The sequence below is a fragment of the Natronomonas pharaonis DSM 2160 genome (assembly GCF_000026045.1).
Lineage (GTDB): Archaea > Halobacteriota > Halobacteria > Halobacteriales > Haloarculaceae > Natronomonas > Natronomonas pharaonis.
In genome coordinates this window covers 1,250,710-1,272,668 of sequence record NC_007426.1, presented here as the reverse complement: position 1 = coordinate 1,272,668, position 21,959 = coordinate 1,250,710, and the positions used below count along the sequence as shown (strand labels likewise).

Here is a 21,959-nt window from a genome sequence, read left to right as displayed (position 1 = left end):
GGCCTCCGCAGTGCCGGTGGGCGTTATTTTCCGGTGAACTCGGGGTCGCGACCGTCGAGGAACGCCTGAATACCTTCGTCTTTGTCCGCAGTAGCGAACAGTTGAACGAAGAGCTCCGACTCGTAATCGAGGCCTTCTTCGAGCCCCATGCGCGACCCGGCCTTGATAGCGTCCTTCGCGAGTTCGAGGGCAACCGGGCTTTTCTGGGCAATAGACCCCGCAAGGTCGTAGACACCCTCGTCGAGGTTTTCTTCGGCGTAGACCTCGTCAACGAGACCGATATCCTTTGCTTCCGAGGCGTCAATGAGCTCGCCGGAGAGAATCAGCCGCATGGCCTGTCCTTCGCCGACAAGGCGGGCAAGTCGCTGGGTGCCGCCGCCGCCGGGAATCAGGCCGAGGTTTATCTCCGGCTGCCCGAGTTTCGCCCCTTCCGCCGCAATCCGGATGTCGCAGGCTTGTGCGAGCTCACAGCCGCCGCCGAGGGCGTGGCCGTTGATGCGAGCGATGACCGGTATCGACGCGTCGTCGACTGTCTCGTAGATGCGCGGCCGCTCGCTGGCCTCGCGCTGTTCGACGAGGTCGCGGTCCTTGAATTCGGTAATGTCAGCGCCAGCGACGAACGCACCTGAGCCCTCGCCGCCGGTGAGGACCAGCACTCGGACATCGTCGTCGGCTTCGGCGGCGGCGACAGCACGCTTCAGTTCGGTGCGAACCTGACTGTTGAGCGCGTTGCGGGCGTCCGGCCGCTCGATGGATACAGTTACAACCTTTTTGACAGTATCAGCGACATCTATGGAAACTAACTCGAATTCATCATCGAGGCCGTCGAGGGCTTCATCGCTCATTCGTCATCACCCCAGTCGCCGCTCATGCCGACGCGTTCGCCGTCCTCCCAGACGTAGAAGCCTTCACCGGACTTCTTGCCGAGTTTACCGGCTCGGACCTTCTGTCGAAGCGCCTGCGGCGGCCGGAATCGCTCACCGAGTTCCTCTCGAAGGTGTTCGGCGATATGGAGGCGGACATCGAGACCGACGTGGTCGCCGAGCTCTATCGGCCCCATCGGGTAGCCGTAGCCGAGCTTCATCGCTTCATCAATGTCGGCCGGGCTGGCGACGCCTTCTTCGACCATGCGGATGGCCTCAAGCCCGGTCACCAGTCCGAGCCGTGAGGTGGCGAACCCGGCGCTGTCGCGGACAACGATGTCTTCCTTGTCGATTTCCCGAACGTAATCGACAGCAAACGACTCGGCCCGGTCATCCGTCTGTTCGGCGATGACTATTTCGACGAGGTCCATCAGGTGCGGTGGGTTGAAGAAGTGAAGCCCAACGACGCGTTCGGGATGTTCGAGGGCACTTGCCATCTCGGTAACCGAAAGCGACGACGTGTTCGAGGCCAGCACCGTCTCCGCATCGGTTTCGGCCTCCACGTCCGAGAGGACGTCCTTTTTTAGCTCCATGTCTTCGGGGACCGCCTCGATAACGAGCGCCGCATCCGAGACGGCGGCGGCGAGGTCGGTCTCGCCCTCGATTCGGTCGAGCGTCGCCTCCATCTCGGCTTCGGAGACCTTGTCGCGTTCGACGCCGCCTTCGAGGTTCTGCCGTATCTCCTCGATACCGTTCTCGACGCGTTCGGCCTCGATGTCGCGGAGAACGACATCGTAGCCAGCCATCGCGGAGCTCTGTGCGATTCCGTGACCCATACTACCGGCTCCCAGTACCGTCACCTGCATACGGAAGAGGACACGCGAGAGCCGATAAAAAACGTTCCGAGTCGGCGCACGCTCCGACCCGGAGGGCCCACAGCTAACGGAGTGATGCCGGGTTGCTACAGCAGCTGGTCGGCGATGATGTTCTTTTGAATCTCGCTCGTTCCCTCGTAGATCTTCGTGATACGGGCGTCGCGGTAGTACCGCTCTGCGGGGTAGTCGGTAACGTAGCCGGAGCCGCCGTGGACCTGAATCCCCTCGTCGGCGACATCGACGGCCATCTCACTGGCAAAGAGCTTCGCCATGCTCGAAAACTGCGCGGCAACGCTCTGGTTGTTCTGCTCGACTTCGGTCGCAGCGCGGTAGGTAAGCGAGCGAGCCGCCTCAACCTGTGTCGCCATCTCCGCGAGCTTGTGCTCGATAGCCTGGAACTCGTTGATCTTCTGGCCGAACTGCTCTCGCTGGTCGGCGTACTCGATCGCCGCATCGAGTGCGCCCTGTGCTGCGCCGACAGCCTGGGCGGCAACGCTTGTCCGACCGGAGGCGAAGAACTCCATGAGCTGGTAGAAGCCCTTGTCGACTTCGCCGATGACGTTTTCTTCGGGGACGCGAACGTCGTCGACGACGACTTCCGCGAGGTCGGACGCACGGATGCCGAGCTTGTTGTCTATCTTATCGGTCGTGACACCGTCGCGGTCCATCTCCACGAGGAAAGCCGTGATTCCCTGGTGGCCCTCGCCGGGGCTGGTCTTCGCCATCAGGACGCCGACATCAGCGACCGTCCCGTTCGTAATCCACATCTTGCTGCCGTTGAGCACGTAGCCGTCGCCGTCTTCCTCGGCGACGGTCTCGATGCCGGCGACGTTGGACCCGTGTGCGGGCTCGGAGATCATCGAACAGGAAGCCGTCTCCCCGTTGGCGACCTTGGGAAGCCACTCCTCTTTCATCCAGTCGTCGCCGAACTCGAGGATCATGTTCGTCCCGAAGCCGGCCGAGCCGATGGCCGAGCCGATACCCGGGTCGGCACGCCACAGCTCCTCCGTCACGATGGTGCTGGAGATCTTGTCCATGCCGGCCCCGTCGTACTCCATCGGAATGCTCGGCGCGACGAAGTCGTACTCGGCAGCCTTCTTACGGAGTTCGAGCGGGTATTCCCCTTTGCGGTCGTGTTCTTCGGCGACGGGCTTGATTTCGTTCTCGCCGAATTCGCGAACGGCATCACGGATCGCTTCGTGCTCGTCTGACAGACTGAAAGCCATACCTGACAATTGGGCTCAAGTTACAAAATACCACCGGTTTCACCGAACGATGTAAGCTAATTCACACAGAGGGTAGCTATTGTAAACCAGTTTCCGGAGATACACCAACAGCTACCGGTGCCTGGCGAGCCGGCTATCGGAGCGGCTCCGACAGCGCGTTATTCCTCGTCGCGGATTTTGAACTTCTGTACTTTGCCGGTCGTCGTTCGGGGTAGCTCTTCGGTGAACTCGACCTCTCGGGGGTGTTTGTACTCGGCGAGGGTATCAAGGCAGAACTGCTTGATATCCTCCGGCGATGCGTCCGCATCCGGGGTCGGCACGATGAACGCCTTGACCGTCTCGCCGCGGCGCTCGTCGGGGACACCGACGACGGCCGCGTCGGCCACATCCTCGTGTTCGAAGAGTAGCTCCTCGACTTCCCGCGGGTAGACGTTGTACCCGCCAGTCACGATCATGTGCTTTTCGCGGTCGACGACGAAGAAGAACCCGTCCTCGTCCCAGTAACAGACGTCGCCAGTGTGGAACCATCGGGTGCCGCCGTCTTCGGTGAAGGCTTCGCGGTTTGCCTCCGGGAGTTCGTAGTAGCCTTTCATGACGTTCGGCCCGGACACGACCAGCTCACCGGTAATCTCGTGGAGGTCGGCCGCCTCCTCGTCGATAGGCCCTGCTTCGACACGCGGGACAGTCTCGAAGTCCTCGTCGACGACTTTCGCCTCAACTCGGGTGTCACCGGGGCCGTCGAGCGGCTTCCCGATGCTTCCCTTCCGGCGTGCACCCTCGCGGTTGGCGTGTGTCACGGGGCTCGTCTCGGTGAGGCCATACCCCTCGTAGAGCTCGACGCCGAACAGTTCCTCGAAGCGTTCGAGGACCTCCATCGGAAGGCTGGAGCCGCCGGAGTTGACGAACCGAAGGGAATCGAGGCTGTAGGACTCGACCTCAGGGTGGTTTATCATGTCGTTGAACATCGCCGGTACACCGAACATGATGGTGAGTTCCTCGTCTTCGATGCGGTCCATCACTGTCGTCGCATCCCACTCGGGAACGGGGTAGTACGCGCCGCCGCTGTACATGGCCCCGTTCATCACGACGGACATCCCGTAGATGTGGAACAGCGGAAGCGTTCCGACGAGCCGGTCGGTTGCCTGAAAGCCGCCGTGTGGGACATCGGCGTTGGCGTGTGTCGTCCAGCGGATATTCTCGTGGGTGAGCAGGACGCCTTTCGGCGTGCCGGTCGTCCCGGAAGTGTACGGCTGGACGGCGACATCATCATCAGCACGGTCTACGACCGGCTGTGTCTCGTCGGCGAGGAACGCTTCGAACGTGGTCGCGTCGTCGACATCGCCGCCGACACTGACGACCTCTTCGACGTCCGTCTCCGCGACGACATCGAGGACGTTCGGTACGTTGTCAGCGAGCGAAACGACGGCTTTCGCCCCACTGTCGCCGAGCAGGTGGCCGATTTCGCGGGCCTTGTACTGTGGATTCATCGGAACGACGATGCCGCCGGCACGCAGCGTCCCGTAGAACGCGGTCACGAACTGCGGGAGGTTCGGCAGGTAGATGCCGACGCGGTCGCCAGCGCCGATGCCACGGTCATCAAGCGCCTGCGCGAACTGTCCGGCACGGGTCCAGAACTGCTCGTAGGTGAGCTCTGTGTCCTCGTAGACGATTGCGGGGGCGTCGGGGGTCGATTCGACAGTCTCAGCTACGGTTGTAACGAGGTTTGTCATCCGCTTGTTCCCCGTTCGGCTGACGGCCACTAAACGATTTCTGTCCGATACCGGTACAGGAGTTAAAAATCAGCGCCAAAACGTAGCTGCGCTCAGGCGGAGGCCGATTCAGGGTCGGCCTGCCGGTCGGTGTCGTAGCCGACAACGACCTTCGCATACGCCAACGCCCCGACGATGACGGCCGCAGCGACGACCTGCAGCCAGACACCCACCAGAGAGCCGAACATCGCGCCGCAGGCAGCGGCGACAAAGAGCCCCCGGACCGGGACGGAGAGTTCGCGCGCCCCGTCAAAGCCGATGGTGGCGACGATGAGCCCCACCGTGCCGGCGAGGACGACGGGGAACGCCACGAGCGTCTCTTGGGACCAGTAGATGAGGCTGTTGTTCGTCACGAACGCAAACGGGATGATGAACCCGGGCGCGCCGATTCGCAGCGCCTGCACACAGGCCCGGACGAAGCTCGTGCCTGCAATGCGGGAGCCGATGGCCACCGAGATGGCGACCGGCGGCGTAATCGCCGACAGCATCGCGAAGTAGAAGACGAACATGTGGGCGGTGATATCGGGGACGCCCATCTCGGTCACGCCGGGGACGACGAGAACGACGACCAGCACGTACGCCGCGGGCGTCGGCATCCCGAGGCCGAAGAGGATGCTTGCTATCATCGCCAACACGAGAACGACGACGAGCAGTCCACCGCCGAGCCCGAGAATGCCGGTGCTCACCCGGGGGGCGAGCCCGGTGAAGGTCAGCATCTCGATGATGACGCCCATTGCAGCGAGAACGCCGACAAGCGGCGCCATCTCCAAGCCGCCGCGCCGGAGCCCGAGCGCGACCTGCTTGACGACGCGGGCGACTTCACGGACCGACCAGACGACACCGCGGGCGGCCGAGCCCAGTCCGGAGACGCCACTCAGAGCGTGTCCGGGGAGCCACGCAAGCAGGCCCGGCACCGACGGCGACGATGCTTCGGCGGCGTACACCTTCCAGATATCCACGGCGACGAGTTTGAGGCTCCCGACAGCGAAGATGGTCGCAATCGTGTAGAGGCCGGCATACAACGGCGTATAGCGCAGGACGACGAGCGTCACGATGAGCACCCCAAGCGGGATGGCAAAGTGGACCCCACGGAGCAGCATCCGCCAGTCGAACGACCCCGTCTCGGAGGACAGCCAGCCGTACCGGAGGATGGCGAAGTGGATGCCGATGCCGACACTCAAATAAAACAGTGCAGCCGGAATGACGCCGGCCTGAACGATAGTGAGGTAACTCTCACCGAGCAGGTCGGCCATGAGGAACGCGGCGACGCCCATGACCGGCGGAAGCATCTGGCCGCCGGCGGAGGCAACCGACTCGATGGCCGCCGAGAACTCGTCGCTGATGCCTTGGTCTTGCATCATCGGAATCGTGAAGCTCCCGGTTGTCGCGGTGTTGGCGGCGGCACTGCCGGTAATCGAGCCCATAATCATGCTTGCGATAACCGCGATTTGGACGACGCCGGTCTTGAGCGCCTTCCCGAGTTCACGGCCGACATCGAGGACGAAATCCATCAGGCCGTAGGCCTTGGCAATGCCGGCGAACATGATGAAGATGGCAACCCACGTCGAGCCGATGCCCATCAGCGTCTCGTGGTAGACACCGGTGAGGTCGATTGCCCCCTGCCGAGCGATGCGCTCCCAGCCGTATCCGGTGTGGCGGAGCACTCCGGGGAGCAACGTCGCAAAGACAACGTGGGCGTAAGCGATGGAGACGACGGTCACACCGGCAATGATGTTCCCGAACGCGCGCCGGGTCGCATCGATGACGAGCAGTATCAGAAGCGCCCCGACAACGAGGTCAACCTGTGTGTGTCCCATCAGGTGAACGTCCTCGTGGAGCCGCTGGAAATTGAACTCGACGTACGCCGTAGTCGCAAGCGCGAGCCCAGCGAACCCGACAGCGAGATACGGGTCGATGCGGTTATAGAGGGTCCGGGCGGTCCCGAGACCCCGGCTCACCGGACCGCCGACGCTTGGTACCGCAGCCGCCGCGGCTGTCCCCGAGCCGGACTGTGTCGCGGCGTCTGCCGCCGCATCGCCGTCGGAGGACTCCGCTGCTGTCTTGTAGCGACGCCGGACGACGTCGAGATAGTAGAGCGCAAGTCCGAGACCGAGGAAGACGTTCGAGTACCGGAGCCGCATCCACATCAGCGAGTAGGCGTAGTAGACCGTCCAGAGCGTAAAGAGGATGGCAAACAGCGACACAAGCGCGTTGAGTACGAGCAGCCGCGTCACCGTCACTCGCTCCGGAAGCGACGCCGCTACGAACGCAGGTAGCCGGCGGTTGAGACGGCTCGCGAACGGGATTGGGAGCTCCATCGTGTCAGGGTACTCAGCTCTCGTCAGCGCGTTCGAACTCGTCGCTCCAGACGCCGATCTCCTCGTAGAAGTCGGCCGCTGCGGGGTGGAACGGGATATCGTCGTAGGCATTCTCGACCCAGAACGCCTCGTCTTCCAGCGACGCGAGCACGGCGCTGTACTCCTCAAGCTCCATGCGGTGTTCGTGCATGACCGTCAGGAACTCGTACACGAGGTCGTAATCGAGGTCGGCACGCGAAACGAAGTTGTACGCGAAGGTCGGGCAGTAGACCGTCTCGGGAACCGCCGCCGGCGTCGCTTCGCCCGCTTCGAGGTCGGACCCGGGGAACGACTCGATGAGTAGCCGGTCGTCGTCCTCCCACGCATCGACGGTGCCGTCCTCGACATCCAATATCGTGAGGTCGACCGTGCTCATCATCTCTTGGAGCCATCCGGGCTCGATATCGAAGTTCAGGTAGGTGCCGGCACCGACATCGAGCCGCCCCTCCTGCATCGCGCTCCCCTGTTCACCGTAGGTGATGCTCTGACGCTCGTAGCCGTCGGTAGCGATATCGAGCGCATGTTCGAGTGCCGGTGCGGTACCGGAGCCCTCCGGGGTCGGCGAAACGCTGTGGTCCGATTCGATATCCGAGAGCGACTCGATGTCGTCGGTGGCCGTACAGAAGAACCACGGGAGGTCGTAGTAGTGAAAGACCTGTGCGACCTGGAAATCGAGGTCGCCGATCTGGCCGATTCCCTGGGCGATTTCGTGGGCCGACCAGTTCTGGAGGTAGACCATCTCGGCTTCCTCGTTCGAGAGGGCACCGAGATTTGCCTCCGTCCCGGGGCTGGTCTGTGCTTCCGCGAATATCTCGTCGGTGTGTTCGTTGATAACCGCCGCGATGCCCTGATTCGCGGCGTAGGCGGTCGTTCCCTCCGTACTCGTCCGCATCCGCAGGGGGTCGCCGTCCTGTCCACCGGAACAACCTGCGAGCGCGGCTGTCGCACCAGCACCGACAGCGCCGAGAACCGACCGCCGACTCATCCGTACAGACTGACTACTAGATTGGGGGTCCATGTCGTGCTGGTCTGTAACCAAGTATTATAGATGTACCGGAACAGAACTAAAAACGGAGAACGTATTCACAGTTCGGAAACGACGTGTGAGGGGCCGTCAAACCACAATACCTATACTTCTGTTGGCTCACCTACGACCCATGCTGGATTTCGTTCAGCTCGAGGGAGACCTCGATCAAGAAGAGCGGTTAATCCGTGACACCGCCCGCGAGTTCGTCGAAGAGCACGTCAAACCGGATATCGGCGAACACTTCCAGGAGGGAACGTTCCCGACCGAACTCATCCCCAAGATGGGTGAACTCGGCTTCTATGCTCCCAATCTCGAAGGCTACGGGTCGCCGAACGTCTCGGAGACCGCGTACGGGCTCCTGATGCAGGAGCTTGAGGCGGGTGACTCGGGACTCCGCTCGATGGCCTCCGTTCAGGGCGCACTCGTCATGTACCCGATTCATGCCTACGGCAGCGAAGCACAGAAAGAAGAATGGCTGCCGAAGCTCGGGCAGGGCGAGGCCGTCGGCTGTTTCGGACTCACCGAACCGGAACACGGCTCGAACCCGTCGGCGATGGAGACCCACGCCGAAGCCGACGGCGACGGCTACGTGCTCAACGGCGCGAAGACGTGGATCACGAACTCGCCGATATCCGACGTGGCAGTCGTGTGGGCGCGTGACCGCTCGGCTGACGACACCCCTGTGCGCGGGTTCCTCGTCGAAACCGACCGCGACGGCGTCACCACGAACAAGATTACTGACAAGCTCTCGCTGCGGGCGTCCATCACCGGCGAAATCGGCCTGAATGACGTGTACGTGCCCGAAGAGAACGTGCTCCCGGGCGTCTCAGGGATGAAAGGTCCGCTCTCGTGTCTCACACAGGCCCGGTACGGTATCGCGTGGGGCGCGGTCGGTGCGGCACGGGACGCCTTCGAGGAGGCCAGGCAGTACGCCACAGACCGCGACCAGTTCGGCGGTCCCATCGGCCGATTCCAGCTGCAGCAGGACAAGCTCGCTGAGATGGCAACCCAGATTACGCTGGCACAGCTTCTCGCGTACCGCCTCGCAGAACTGAAAGAACGCGGCGACATGCGACCCCAGCACGTCTCGATGTCGAAGCGTAACAACGTCCGGATGGCACGCAACCAAGCCCGCATCGCCCGCGAGATGCTCGGCGGCAACGGCATCACGACCGACTACTCACCGATGCGCCACATGGCGAACCTCGAAACCGTCTACACCTACGAGGGGACCCACGACATCCACACGTTGATTCTCGGCGAGGACCTCACCGGGCTGCAGGCCTACCAGTAACGCCGTCCAACCGTCTTTTTCTGCTGGTCTTCCTACCTCAGGGCGATAGGAGCTTCATATTGCCGAACACACGGGTCCCAGCATGCGGGTTAGCAGTTCGTCCAAGGACCCTCTATGCTGGCAGAACCAGCTTTGACAGAGCTGCCGTTGCAAGATGCGGGAGCTCGGTCGTCAAAAAAGACGGGGAGAGGCCTCACGCGACGGCTGCTACCGGCCACCTGCTGCTTGATTCCGGCATGTGAATCCGTACCTTCGGCCCGGCCATCCCATCGGCTTCCGCCGCTTTCGATGACGACCCCCCGGCACTCGCTGATGGCTCAACTGCACTCTACCGGGATACAGAAGCCAGATTTCGTCGAGTGAAACATTTCTGCACAGAGAAGGGGATTGTCTGTCCGTTCAGCGGATATCCCGCATTTCAATAACAGAATTATGTCTGTTATTTTTGGAGCGGGTCCGTCCGACGACGACCGGCCGTACCGCTGGGCGGACGCCTCGGCTGTCACCCGTAGGCGAGCGTGACCCGGACCTCGCCGGCCTTGTCCCAGAGTCGGTCGAGCACCGTCTCCTGGATGTACTCTTCGGAGAACCGGCTGCGGGGACCGAAGAGCCCCAGCGACCCGAGCAGGTCGTCGTCGGGCGTGTAGACGGGCACTGCGACGCCAAAGAGCCCCTCCATGTACTCGCCGTCGTTCGTCGCATACCCCTGCTCGCGGACCGACTCAACTTCTTCCAGCAGCGCTTCCGGTGTCGTAATCGTGTTTTCGGTGTATCGTTCCAGGTCGTTTTCGGCCACGAACCGGTCGATTTGCTCGCCATCCCGCTCTGCGAGAATCGCCTTCCCAGTCGCCAGCGCGTGTAACGGCCGCCGCTGGCCGACCATCGTACTCGTCGGGCTGTCGTATCGATGGAGATAGACCCCCTCATCTTCCTCTTCGACGAGAAATACGGAGCGCTCGTCGGTCTCTCGACCGAGCTCGAAGACTTTTCGCTGTGCTATCGTGTATCCGGGCTCCCGGTTTCGGGCTTGCTCTGCGATTTCGAGATGCTTGAGCCCGATGTAGTAGGCCCCCTCGCGCTCGATGGCATATCCCGTGTCGACGAGCGTCTTCAGATGTCGGTAGACAGTGCTTTTCGTGAGGCTGGTTCGGCGGGTGATTTCGGCTATCGAAAGCCCCTCCTCGTCCCGGAGTACTTCGAGAATCTCGAACGTTTTCCGGGTCGTCGTCACCCCCACGTCGTCTGTCGAGTCGTCGTCCATATCCTCTATCGTCCGTCCTCGGCAATCAGCGTTTCGGATAGCGAATCGCCTGCAGTCGTATACGGGACGAATCTGGACCCATCCCGGTGAGAAGGGCTGGCTGATTCATTATACGAAACGCAGAGTATTCACACCAGAACGAAACGCATTTTTGTCCCGTCGCGGAAGCCATCCGCGAGTGACACCCGACTACAGGCACACGCTTCTTTTTTCGTGTACGGTGGCGTTTTTCGCTACCGTGACCGCCCGGCTCGTAATCAGCCCGGTGGTCCCCGACATCGTTGATGCGTTCTCGACGAGCAACAGCGCCGTCGGGCTCGCGCTCACCGGGATGTGGGCCGCGTACGCGCTCACGCAGTTCCCCAGCGGGATTCTCGGCGACCGGTTCGGCGAGCGCCGTGTCATCCTCTTTGCCGTCGTCGGGACGGCAGTCTGCAGCGGCTTGCTCGCCCTTTCGCCAACGTTTTGGCTGTTTGCGCTGCTGGCACTCTGTCTCGGCGTCGCCGCCGGGCTTCATTACATCGTTGCGACCGCACTCCTTACCCGGAACTTCGAGCGGACGGGACGGGCAATCGGGTTCCACGTGACGGGTGCGCCGCTGGCCGGCCTGCTTGCACCCGCGGCCGCGGCGTTGGTGGCGACGTGGTACGGGTGGCGGGCGGCCGTGCTGGTCGGTGCCGCCGTTGCCGTTCCCGCGGCGGCGTTGTTCGCCGCTACTGTCCGACCGGAGCCGCCACAGTTTCCCGACCGCCGGATGCGAGACCGCGTCGAACTCGGGTCAATCGTGCGCCTGTACCGTCGCGGACCGATACTGTATGCGACGGTGCTTTCAGTGCTCGGGGCTTTTACATGGCAGGCGACCGCCTCCTTCCTGCCGGCGTTTCTTGAAGCCCATCACGGGCTCTCGCGTGCTGTCGCTGGTGGGCTGTTTTCCGTCTATTTCTTTATTCACGGAGCGCTCCAGCCGCTGATGGGCTCGCTGTCCGACCGCTTCTCGCGGGACGCCATCGCCGCGGTGACGATGGGGCTCGGGGTTGTCGGCTACGGCTCTGTTGTCGTCGGTGACTCGTTTTCGCTTGTCGTCGCGGCGACGGTCTGTGTCGGCGTCGCGATGACGTGGGGAGCGCCGCTACAGTCGAAGTTCATTGACGTGCTCGGCGAGCAAGAGCGGGGCGCGGGATTTGGCCTCGTCCGCACGGTCTACATGCTGTTGGGGGCGCTTGGGAGCGTCGCTATCGGCGTCGTGGCGGACCTGTTCGGCTGGCCCGTTGCCTTCGGCTCCCTTGCCGGCATCATGGCGCTAGGACTGCTGTGCATCCTCTGGAACAACGTCTTCGGGGCGGGCTACTGACGCCGTTGGGCGTGCCGGCTCAAGCGGGGCTCATTGCCCGTCTTCAGCGGCGACGGTGACGACGGGACGCTCCGCCGCGAGAAGGACCGACTGGACGGTACTACCGAAAAGCACCTTCCCCGCGGGACTCCGTCGCCGGCCGCACATCACGATACTGTCGACGTCGAGGTCTCTTGCGACGCCGAGAATCGTCTCTACTGGGTCCCCCTCGACGTGGCGCGTATCGACCTCGACGCCCTCCGACCGGAGCGCGTCGGCTGCCGTTTCGATGCTGTCCGGAAGCGTGTCGTCGGTGTGAATGTCGTCCGTCTCGATAATGGGACCCTCATCGGTCGCCTCGAACGGCTCGATGACGTGCAGGACAGTGGCGTGGACGGACGCGCCGTCCCCGGGAAGGGCCGCGACGGTCTCGGCCGCGTGTCGGGCACGGTTCGTCTCGGTATCGACAGGGAGCAGAACGCGGTACTCGCCCATACATGATGTATCGGCCACCGGTTGAATAATCCTTCCGCCCGGTGTCCCGAACCGGGATTGTTAATGCGCCCCGGACGGAAGCGCAGATGATGAGCCAGCGACAGCCAGTTATCGTGCAAGCGGTGCGGACATCACAGGGAACACAGGGCGGCGTGTTCGCCGAGACGGGCAGCGAGGAGCTCTCGGTCCCCCTAGTCGAGACAATGGTTGAGGCCGCCGGACTCGCCCCCGAGGACGTTGACGACGTCCGCTGGGGGTGTGCAAAACAGGTCGACGAACAGAGCAACAACCTCGCCCGCGTCATCGCGCTGCTGGCGCTCGGCGAGTCGGTGCCGGGGACGACCATCGACCGGCTCTGTGCCTCGTCGGCGGAAGCGATTATGTCCGCTGCCGACGCAATCCGGGCGGGAAGCCGCGACGTAATCGTCGCCGGCGGCGTCGAGAACATGTCCCGCAACGAGCGTCGGACGGGTATCGGCAGCTACGAGGCGATTGCGGAGCGGTACGATGTCGATGCACTCGCGATGGGGCAGACGGCAGAGCAAGTCGCCACGGAGTACGACATGTCCCGTGAACGGCAGGACGCATACGGCGCGCGGAGCCAGCAACGAGCCGTCGAGGCGACCGAGGAAGGCCGCTTCGACGACGAAATCGTCCCCATCGAGGGCCACGACGACGAGGGCAACGAAGTGCTCGTCGAGGAAGACGAGGGGCTCCGACCGGGAACGACAGCGGAAGCCATCGCTGACCTGCCGCCTGCCTTCGAAGAAGGTGGCACCGTCACCGCTGCGAACGCCTCACAGATATCCGATGGGGCGGCCGGTGTGCTTCTGACATCGCGTGCGTTCGCCGACGAGCGCGGCCTCGACATCCTCGCAGCGGTTGAACACCACAACGTCGCGGGCGTCGACCCGACGGTGATGGGTATCGGCCCGGTTCCTGCGGTGCGAGGAATCTGGGAAGAAACCGGCCGCGACGCCGACGACTACGACCTCGTCGAACTCAACGAAGCCTTCGCCTCGCAGACGCTGTACTGCCAAGACGAACTCGGCTTCGACGACGAAATATTCAACGTCAACGGCGGCGCTATCGCCATCGGCCATCCGCTCGGCGCCAGTGGCGCACGCCTGCCGGTGACGCTCATCCACGAACTACAGCGGCGTGGCGGCGGCCGCGGGCTCTCGACGATGTGTGTCGGCTACGGGCAGGGCGCAGCCATCGAGCTTTGGGTTCCCGAGTGACTGTTTTGCCGCTCGAAAGGAAACGAGTACTTAAATACATCGGCTGTTCCCAGTAGCACAACGATATGTTCGACGCCCTTCGAAGACTAATACCGGACACCAGCAGCCGTACGGCGGACGGAGCAGCCGACAGCGGTACTGACGTGCCCGCGACTGACGGGGGAACCGCCGTCTCACAGCAACAGCTCACCGCCGCCTACGGCGACAAAGCGGATGACAAGCTGCTCGAACGGACGGCGACACAGCTCTCCTCGACGGCTCGGGGAGCGGCGAGCGCCGGCGAAATACGCGAGACAGCGCGTGCGCAGGCGGCAGCCGGCGTCGCGCCGTCGACCTATGCCGGCGGCTACGAGTTTGCGGCCCGGGCAGCGGTCAAGGAGGCATTCGACGCGCTCGAAGCGGGCGCGTCGGTGACGGACGCACGCGAGCGAGCCCTCGACGGCGTCTCCGAAACGATGGCCGACCTCCAGCAGGGACTCGAAGCGTTCGACGCCGCAACCGTGACAGTAAACGAAGTTATCAAGGCCGTCCCGATGTCGGCGATTCTCATCGACGCCAACCACGAGGTCATCGCCTATACCGGACGGCTGATGGGGCTCGATGACGACCACAGCGAGTTCGTCGGCGAGGACTGCCGGGAAACGATTGCAGTCGCGACCTACTCCGACAGACAGCGGGCGAAGACGCTTGCCGACAAGGTTGCAGCAGCACCGCACACCGCCCACGAGGAGTGGGATGTCGAACGGACTGACGGTGCAAACACCTTGGTCGATTTTCCGGTCTATCGGGACCGGAGCGTCTCCAAGAACAAAGACGGCGTCGAAAAACACATCGAGTTCCTCGCGGTGCCGATATTCGACGATGGCGGAGAGCTAAAGGCCGTACTCGAACTAATCGAGGACGCCACCGAAGACATCCAACGGGAGCAGGACATGGTGTCGCTGATAGAGGAGGTCAGCGCGACACTGGGGGCCATCGGCGATGGTGACCTCACGGCGCGAGCCGACTGGGAGGACACGAACGGCGTAATCGAGCCCGGGCTTTGCGACCTCGTCGAGGATGTCAACCGGATGGCCGGCTCCTTCGAGGAGCTTATCAACGGTGTCGACGAGAAAACCCACGAGTTGGAGGCGTCTATCGACCAACTCGGCGACGCCAGCGACCGAATCGACCGGACGGTCGAAGCACAAAACGACTCGCTGGCGGAAATCGGCACAGAAATGGAGAACGTCTCGGCCACGATGGAGGAGGTCGCCGCCAACGCGAAGGAAGTCACCGAGGCGGCAACCCGCGCCCGCGAAACGGTGGCTGAAGGCGTCGAAGCCGGCGAAAAAGCCCGCGAATCGACGGATGCAGTAGTAGAGTCGACGGACGACCTCGTCGATACCGTCGAGCAGCTCGGCGAGCGGATGGACGAGGTGGGCGAGGTCGTCGACATCATCGCCGATATCGCCGACCAGACGAACATTCTCGCCCTGAACGCCAACATCGAGGCTGCCCGCGCGGAGACGGACGGCGATGGGTTCGCGGTCGTCGCCGACGAGGTCAAGACGCTCGCCAGCGAGACGCGAGACCACGCCGACGAGATTGCCGACCGTATCGAGGAGATACAGCGGCAGGCGGACGACACCATCGACGGGGTCGAGCGGTCCGCCGAGCAGATCGCGGCGACCGGCGATGAGATACGGCGGGCGCTCGATTCGCTGGCTGCTATCTCGGACGAAGTCGAGAACACGGTCGACGGCATTTCGGAGGTCGCTGACGCGAACGACGACCAAGCCGTTCGCATCGAAGAAGTTACTGCGACAGTTGCGGAGGCTCGCGAACGGGCCGACGATGTCGCCGAAACAACAGATGCAGTCGTCGATGCTGTCGAAGAGCAGGAAGCGGCTGTCGATGACCTCTCGGACCGGGTCGCCGAACTCCGATAGCGTCGTCGCTTACTTGTCGGCCATCGGCCGAACTTTGAACCCGTATCTGGTGACTCCTTCCTGTGTGTAGATGCGTCGAACCGTCGTCTCGACACGGTCGCCGACATCGAAATCGGCGGGGGCGGCGTCGGTACCCATCGCGGGAACACTGACCGAACGTGCGCCCGACGGGGCGTCCAAGGCGACGACTGCAGCGGCGTAGTCGCCCGCACGGTCCTGCTGTTCGGCGAATTCGGGGGGAGCCCCGCCCTGTGAAATCGTCGTCACCGCTTCGATGGTTCCCTCGCCGGAAAGTTCGACGGGGTCGTACGCAACCAGCCCGTTGCAGTCATCGCAGGCCCCCTCCGGCGGGAACGAGAGCGCCCCGCACTCGGCACACCGGCCGGCGACGAGCCGGTACCGCTGTGGCAGCGACCGCCGCCACGAGGGGACGCTGACGTAGGCACCGCCCCCCGACGGCGGGCCGGCGGTCACGACACCTCGCTGACGGAGGTACTCGGCATACGAAAGCGACGCGTCGCCGTCAAGCGCCATCCGGGTCGGCACGTCACCATCGGCGGCGACCGCGAACGCGTCGGCTCCGGCTCCACTGCCGTAGGAAACCGCCAGCAGCGACTCGCGGCCGTCCGCGAGGCCCTTCGCGAGCGAGACGGGAACGCTTGCGGCCCCGAGGTCGCCGAGTTCGTGGACAGTGCTCGCGGCTTGAATCGTCTCGGCGTCGACGCCGGCCGCCCCTGCCGCACGGTACGGGAGCTTTCCGTCGGGTGCCTGTATGGCTGCGGCCGCAGGGTCGTCTATCGCGTCAAGACGGTCAGCCGCCGCGCCGACGGCTTCGGTGAACGCTTGCCGGTCGTACTCGGTAATACCGAGCCCGCGGGTCTCCGCCTCTCCCGTCCTTCGGAAGCGGGTCCCCGGGTACGGGGCGGCATATTCCGCGCGGTCGACAATTCTCGCCCCGCCGTCCGGGCCGACGACGAATGCGGCGGCTCCCGCTCCAGCGGCGTGGTCAATCCCGTCGTCGGGTGTGCCTGCAGGGCAGTCTGCGGCCACGACAAGACCGGTCGCCGTGCCTGCGTCGACAGCGTCCAGACAGGCCCACAGGGCACGAGTCCCGGCCCGAGTGCTTCCCGTAAAGACGTGTCGGGTGGCGGCGTCGGAAAGGCCCAGCATCGCACCGAGCCGCGCAGAAACGTCTTCCTCCGCTATCGGCGGCCGGGAGGAAGCAACGCCGAGCCAGTCGATGTCGGTGGCGTCGACAGCCGCGGCGTCGAGTGCGCGCGTGGCTGCCTCATAGCCCATCGTCAGCGCGTCCTCGTCGGCGGCGGGGACGGCTTTCTCCTCGACGCCAGCCGCCTCGAACCGCCCCCAAGCGTCCTCGAACGCCGCAGCGGTAATCCGGAACCGCGGCGCGTACGCGCCGACACCGGCGATGCCTGTCATGGGGCGCTCACCTCCTGTTCCTTCTCGAAGACGTGGACGATGGCGGCACCGCCGCTGCCGCCGACGTTGTGCGTGAGCCCACGGTGCGGCGAGTCGACCTGTCGGTCACCAGCTTTCCCGGAGAGCTGTTTGAACGCCTCGACGACCTGTCCGGCACCGGTCGCGCCGATGGGATGGCCCTTCGATTTCAGCCCGCCGGAGGTGTTGACCGGAAGCTCACCGTCGAGCTCCGTCGCGCCTGACTCGATGAAGCTGCCAGACTCGCCGCGCTCGCAGAAGCCGAGGTCCTCGTAGGCGAGGAGCTCCGCGATGGCAAAGCAGTCGTGGACCTCCGCGAAATCGAGGTCCGTGGGTTCGATGCCGGCCATCTCGTAGGCACGCTCGGCGGCACGCTGGCTCGCCGGAACGGCAGTGTACGTCTCCCGGTCGAACAGCCCGACGTTGTCGCTGCCGGCCCCGACGCCGGCGACCCGAATCGGGTCGTCGGTGTAGTCGTCAACGACAGCCTCGCTAACGACGAGCGCACAGGCCGCGCCGTCGGAGGTCGGACAGCAGTGATAGAGGTTCAACGGGTCAGCCACCATCGGTGCGGACTGTGCATCATCGAGTGAACATTCGAACCCGAGCTGTGCGTGGGGGTTTTTCGCGCCGTTCGCGTGGTTTTTGACCGCCACCCGGGAGAGCTGCTCGCCGGTGGTCCCGTATCGGTCCATATGTGCGCTTGCCATCTGTGCGTACACCCCGGAAAACGTCGTTCCGGAGAGCCGCTCCCACTCCGTTTCCCCCGAAACGCCGAGCCAGTACTTCGTCGCGTCGGAGCTCATATCGCTCATTACCTCGAAGCCGCCGGCGAGGACGACATCGGCCATCCCCGACTTGACAGCCTGTACGGCTTGTCTGACGGCGAACCCGCTCGCTGCACAGGCGTTTTCGACGCGCGTACAGGGGACGCCGTCGAGACCGACGTGTTCGGTCACGGCCGGGCCGGAAAGGCCGAGTTGTCGGCCACCGACGCCGAGCGTGCCGATGAACGCTTCGTCGACGGCGTCCTTGTCGAATCCTTCCGGAACGCTCTCTGCGGCGGCCTCGAAGGCGGTCCGAAACAGCGACCGATAGCTTTCGTCCGGGAAAGCACCGTAGTCGGATTGTCCAGCACCGACTAGGTAAGCGTCTGGCATACGCATGCGGCTACCAATCCCCGGGAAATAAACACACCGCTGTCTGCGGCAACAGGAGGTGTCCATTGGATTCGCCGCCCATGACATCCCTCAGACAGAAAAGTCAGAATTCATATATACCAAGTCAGATTATATTTTTGAACAAGGGTTCAGGAGAATCTAATATTGGAATAGTATTGATATGCTTTTGCTTTACAAGTAGTAAAAGAACGAATATGAAAAATATATCTAATATTGATTGCCATTAATGGGATTTTGATAATCGGGTTAGTAAAAAGCAGTTTATTATTTTCGCGAAATGTAAAGTATCTGTTATTAGTAGCGAAGCGAATCCGTATGCAGCAGCACACGAAACAAGTGGCCGACGAAACAGATCGCTGTCAACTGGGACGCTGTTTTAAAAGCTCTAGGCCCTTCGAAATCTAGCGGGAACACGAACTGAAGTTTGCGTACATATATTAGCTTCTGGTATTAGCCGGTTATTTATTTGTAACCGGTAAGGATTGCTTCGACTTTTACGCTAATATTAAGTATCTATCAGACCATACTAGTTGTTGGACGGATGAAATCAAACCTATTGGAGCGAACCATGGGAGACGTACTCGAAGCGGCGCTCGACGCCGCAGACGATGAACTATTCGTTATCAATCCGGACGCCGAGGCCATCGAGTCGCTCGTCGAAACGCTTGATGCCGAGTCACCTCCGGTCTGCCTGTTCGCCGACTCCGAGACGTTGAAAGACGTTCTCGACGATTTCCTCGTCGCCAGCCGAGCGGCCGACCACATCGAGGCAGACCGATTGGAAATCCGCGTCAACGACGCCGCCGCGAACTCGCTTCTTGTGACTGCGGACGCAGTCGTCGCCGTCGTCAGAGGAGACGACCAAGTCGCCGGTCTGACGACCGACGACGAGGCGTTCATCGATAGCGCATACCAGCGAATCACCGGCGAGTGGGCCGACGCCGAGAACTTCAACCTCCGAACGCCGTCGCTGATTCGCGTTCGAGAGACGCTGACCGACGAACTCGGCGAGTCGACGCGCGAGAATTTCGACGCCGTTCTCGATGCGCTCGAAACCGCCCGCGGTGACGGCGAGGGGCTCGATGAGGTGACGATTTCGCTGCTCGTTGCGGCCAAAAACGAGGACCTGCTGTACGACATCTCCAAGTGGGGCGAGGATGTCGGTATCGCCTCCAAGGCGACGTTCTCGCGGACAAAGACCCGCATGGAAGACAACGGTATCCTCGGCACGGAGAAGGTCCCCATCGATGTCGGGCGACCGCGTCTCCGCCTCAAACTCGGCGACGACAACCTCCGCGGTGCCGACATCGGGTCGCTCGTGGAGTCTACACAGTCGATGCTCGAATAGCCGCCGTCCGGTCCCCGGTTCGCTCCCCGCTTTGTGCTCCTTCCTCCCATTCCGTTACGGCACAGCGCCGCTGCTTTTGTCAGCCTGCGTGCGCCGCTTTTATCGCCACATGCGTCGATACGCGAGTATGGAATCTACACTTCGGCTGCCACCGCGGATGGTGGTGTCGTGACGACGGTTGGCATCGCCGGCGACGCTCCGGCGACCGAAGCCGTCCGGGCGGCGCTTGACGATAGCGCGGCCGATACTGTCGCTGTCGACCCTGCCGCCCTCGGCGACGTCGACATCGCCGTTGTATCTGGCGACGTTGGCACCGGCGGCTTCGAGCGGGCGGCCACCACAGCGAGCGAAACATCGACACCGCTCGTCTGCATCGAGGTCGGTGGCATCGGCGGTCAGGCGGTCGCCGGCGTTGAGGCTGCTGTCTCCGGCGCTGCTCCGGGAACGGCTTGTTATGAATGTCTCCGCACACGTGTCGCAGCGACAGCGCCCGACACCGACGACGGGGACACCGACCGCGCCACAGCCCGCTTTGCCGGCGCTGTCGCCGGCCGCGAGGTCGCCCGGCTGGTCGCCGGCGAGGAGTCCCAGTTGCTTGGCGGCGTCATTGAGGTGCCACACGCCGCCAGACAGGTCCTTCCCGTCCCCGGCTGTTCATGCGGGTCTCGGGCTGGCCGACAACTGGAGTTGACCCATGCCGACCGTACGCTCGATGAATCCCTGTCGTTAGCCGAGGGGGCCTTCGACGAGCGTGTCGGTCCCATCACCTCGGTCGGCGAAGCCGAATCGTTCCCGGTGCCGTATTATCTCGCATCCCTCGCGGCGACGCCGTTCTCCGACGCGGACGCGCCGGACCACGCGGCCGGCGTCGGCCTGTCGTGGGACCCGGCGTTTATGAAAGCCCTCGGCGAAGGGCTCGAACGGTACAGCGCGGCCGTCTACTCGACTGACCGCCTGCTTGTCGACCCCGACCGGCGGGTGCCGGCAGACGCGTTCGTCGCGCCCGAACCGCCCGGCGAGGTCGCCTACTGGTATCCGGCTGAACATCTCGAAACCGGCGAACGGACGGCTATTCCGTCGGAACTGGTCGTCTTTCCGCCGCCGGAAACCCGTATTCGTCCCGCCATCACGACCGGGCTTGGCCTCGGCAACGGAACCGTCGAGGCGTTGTGCTCGGGGCTCTACGAGGTTATCGAACGTGACGCTGCGATGGTATCGTGGTACTCGACCGACGACCCGATGGCGCTGGCCGTCGAGGACGAAGGATACCGGACGTTGGCCGCCCGAGCGGGGAGCGAAGGGCTCTCGGCGACGGCGCTGCTTTTGACGCAGGATGTCGATGTGCCTGTTGTCGCCGTCTGTGTCCACCGGGAGGGCGAGTGGCCGCGGTTTGCGGCCGGCTCGGCGGCCGACCTTGACCCGGCGGCGGCAGCCCGCGGCGCGCTCGAAGAAGCGCTACAAAACTGGCTCGAACTCCGTCGGATGGGGAGAACACAGGCGGAAAGCGAATCGGGCGCTATCGGCGACTACGCGGCATTCCCGGAGGCGGCGCGAGCGTTCGTCGATGCCGAGACGACAATACCGGCCGAGAGCGTCGGCCCTGCGGAGCGGCCATCCGGAAAAGCAGAACTCACGGCGCTTGTCGACCGTGTGTCGGCGGCCGGCCTCGATGCCTACGGCGCACGCCTGACGCCGCGGGACATCGAAATGCTCGGCTTTGAAGCCGTTCGCGTGGTTGTCCCGAGTGCTCAGCCGCTGTTTACCGGCGACGCCTACTTCGGCGACCGCGCCCGACGTGTTCCAGCGGAACTCGGCTTCGAACCGCAGCTTGATAGGCCGTACCACCCGTATCCATAGGCCCAAAACGCCCGCCGCCGGCTATCGGAGCCGCACAGCGGTTCCGTAGGCGATTACCTCCGACCCACCGTCGGTGACCTTCGACGTTTCGAGGCGGACGTTGACTACCGCATCAGCGCCCATTTCTTCCGCATCGGCTTCCATCCGCGACAGCGCTTCGTCACGGGCCTTCGAGAGCAGTTCGGAGTAGGCCTTCAGCTCGCCGCCGGTGATGTTGCGAATGCTCTGTGTGATGTCGCGGCCAACGTTTCTTGCCTCGACAGTGTTACCACGGGCGATGCCGAGCGCTTCGACGGTTTCGTGGCCGGGGACGGTTTCGGTTGAGACGGTCTGCATACCCGGACGGTCGCGCCAAAAGCATATGAGTGCTTCCGAGACTACAACGGCGCTTTGAGCGACCGAATCTGCAGGGGAACGCTTTTTCCGGCCGGCGACGACGGGCCGGT

The 21,959-nt window shown here is 63.4% G+C and carries 17 protein-coding genes; 6 read left to right on the top strand and 11 right to left on the bottom strand.

What is annotated here, in order from left to right; translation table 11 throughout:
• Nucleotides 1–23 precede the first annotated feature (23 nt).
• The 6 genes from NP_RS06485 to NP_RS06460 all read right to left on the bottom strand — a co-directional run bounded on the left by NP_RS06485 (nt 24) and on the right by NP_RS06460 (nt 8,108).
• A complete protein-coding gene (locus NP_RS06485) occupies nt 24–845 on the bottom strand; it encodes an enoyl-CoA hydratase/isomerase family protein (RefSeq protein ID WP_011323032.1) in 822 nt (273 codons plus the stop codon).
• Complete coding sequence (locus NP_RS06480; RefSeq protein ID WP_011323031.1) at nt 842–1,729, bottom strand: 3-hydroxyacyl-CoA dehydrogenase family protein; 888 nt, start codon at nt 1,727–1,729, stop codon at nt 842–844. The genes NP_RS06485 and NP_RS06480 overlap by 4 nt, the downstream gene beginning before the upstream one ends.
• Nucleotides 1,730–1,824: 95 nt before the next feature.
• Entirely contained in the window at nt 1,825–2,964 is a 1,140-nt protein-coding gene (locus NP_RS06475; protein WP_011323030.1) for an acyl-CoA dehydrogenase family protein, read from the bottom strand.
• Nucleotides 2,965–3,122: 158 nt separating this feature from the next.
• The gene (locus NP_RS06470) at nt 3,123–4,694 is read right to left on the bottom strand and encodes a long-chain-fatty-acid--CoA ligase (RefSeq protein ID WP_011323029.1); all 1,572 of its coding nucleotides are present in this window, start codon (nt 4,692–4,694) and stop codon (nt 3,123–3,125) included.
• A gap of 92 nt (nt 4,695–4,786) precedes the next feature.
• Nucleotides 4,787–7,051, bottom strand: coding sequence for a TRAP transporter permease (locus tag NP_RS06465; protein WP_011323028.1), 2,265 nt, complete (start codon nt 7,049–7,051; stop codon nt 4,787–4,789).
• A 13-nt stretch (nt 7,052–7,064) separates the two neighbouring features.
• A complete protein-coding gene (locus tag NP_RS06460) occupies nt 7,065–8,108 on the bottom strand; it encodes a TAXI family TRAP transporter solute-binding subunit (RefSeq protein WP_011323027.1) in 1,044 nt (347 codons plus the stop codon).
• Between the two features lie 139 nt (nt 8,109–8,247).
• Between NP_RS06460 and NP_RS06455 the strand changes: the two genes are divergently transcribed.
• On the top strand, nt 8,248–9,411 hold the full coding sequence (locus NP_RS06455; RefSeq protein WP_011323026.1) for an acyl-CoA dehydrogenase family protein: 1,164 nt from the start codon (nt 8,248–8,250) through the stop codon (nt 9,409–9,411).
• A gap of 502 nt (nt 9,412–9,913) precedes the next feature.
• Here the strand turns inward: NP_RS06455 and NP_RS06450 are convergent.
• Entirely contained in the window at nt 9,914–10,672 is a 759-nt protein-coding gene (locus tag NP_RS06450; RefSeq protein WP_011323025.1) for an IclR family transcriptional regulator, read from the bottom strand.
• A 178-nt stretch (nt 10,673–10,850) separates the two neighbouring features.
• Between NP_RS06450 and NP_RS06445 the strand changes: the two genes are divergently transcribed.
• Nucleotides 10,851–12,023 carry an MFS transporter gene (locus NP_RS06445; protein ID WP_011323024.1) on the top strand — a complete coding sequence of 391 codons (1,173 nt, stop codon included), beginning with the start codon at nt 10,851–10,853 and terminating at the stop codon, nt 12,021–12,023.
• A 30-nt stretch (nt 12,024–12,053) separates the two neighbouring features.
• Here the strand turns inward: NP_RS06445 and NP_RS06440 are convergent, their stop codons facing one another.
• A complete protein-coding gene (locus NP_RS06440) occupies nt 12,054–12,497 on the bottom strand; it encodes a universal stress protein (protein WP_011323023.1) in 444 nt (147 codons plus the stop codon).
• Nucleotides 12,498–12,586: 89 nt separating this feature from the next.
• Between NP_RS06440 and NP_RS06435 the strand changes: the two genes are divergently transcribed.
• Entirely contained in the window at nt 12,587–13,738 is a 1,152-nt protein-coding gene (locus NP_RS06435) for a thiolase family protein (protein WP_049939544.1), read from the top strand.
• Nucleotides 13,739–13,881: 143 nt separating this feature from the next.
• Nucleotides 13,882–15,669, top strand: coding sequence for a methyl-accepting chemotaxis protein (locus NP_RS06430; protein ID WP_148215436.1), 1,788 nt, complete (start codon nt 13,882–13,884; stop codon nt 15,667–15,669).
• Nucleotides 15,670–15,678: 9 nt separating this feature from the next.
• On the opposite strand, the gene NP_RS06425 is transcribed toward NP_RS06430, so the two are convergent.
• Both NP_RS06425 and NP_RS06420 read right to left on the bottom strand, forming a co-directional pair.
• Nucleotides 15,679–17,109, bottom strand: a complete 1,431-nt coding sequence (locus NP_RS06425; RefSeq protein WP_011323020.1) for a zinc ribbon domain-containing protein — start codon at nt 17,107–17,109, stop codon at nt 15,679–15,681.
• The gene (locus NP_RS06420; protein WP_011323019.1) at nt 17,106–18,287 is read right to left on the bottom strand and encodes a thiolase domain-containing protein; all 1,182 of its coding nucleotides are present in this window, start codon (nt 18,285–18,287) and stop codon (nt 17,106–17,108) included. The genes NP_RS06425 and NP_RS06420 overlap by 4 nt, the downstream gene beginning before the upstream one ends.
• Nucleotides 18,288–18,849: 562 nt before the next feature.
• Here NP_RS06420 and tbsP point away from each other — a divergent pair.
• Both tbsP and NP_RS06410 read left to right on the top strand, forming a co-directional pair.
• Nucleotides 18,850–19,656, top strand: a complete 807-nt coding sequence (gene tbsP, locus NP_RS06415) for a transcriptional regulator TbsP (protein WP_011323018.1) — start codon at nt 18,850–18,852, stop codon at nt 19,654–19,656.
• A 168-nt stretch (nt 19,657–19,824) separates the two neighbouring features.
• Nucleotides 19,825–21,513, top strand: coding sequence for a YcaO-like family protein (locus tag NP_RS06410; protein ID WP_011323017.1), 1,689 nt, complete (start codon nt 19,825–19,827; stop codon nt 21,511–21,513).
• Nucleotides 21,514–21,534: 21 nt separating this feature from the next.
• Here NP_RS06410 and NP_RS06405 read toward each other — a convergent pair whose 3' ends face one another.
• Nucleotides 21,535–21,849 carry a YbjQ family protein gene (locus NP_RS06405; protein WP_011323016.1) on the bottom strand — a complete coding sequence of 105 codons (315 nt, stop codon included), beginning with the start codon at nt 21,847–21,849 and terminating at the stop codon, nt 21,535–21,537.
• Nucleotides 21,850–21,959: the final 110 nt, after the last annotated feature.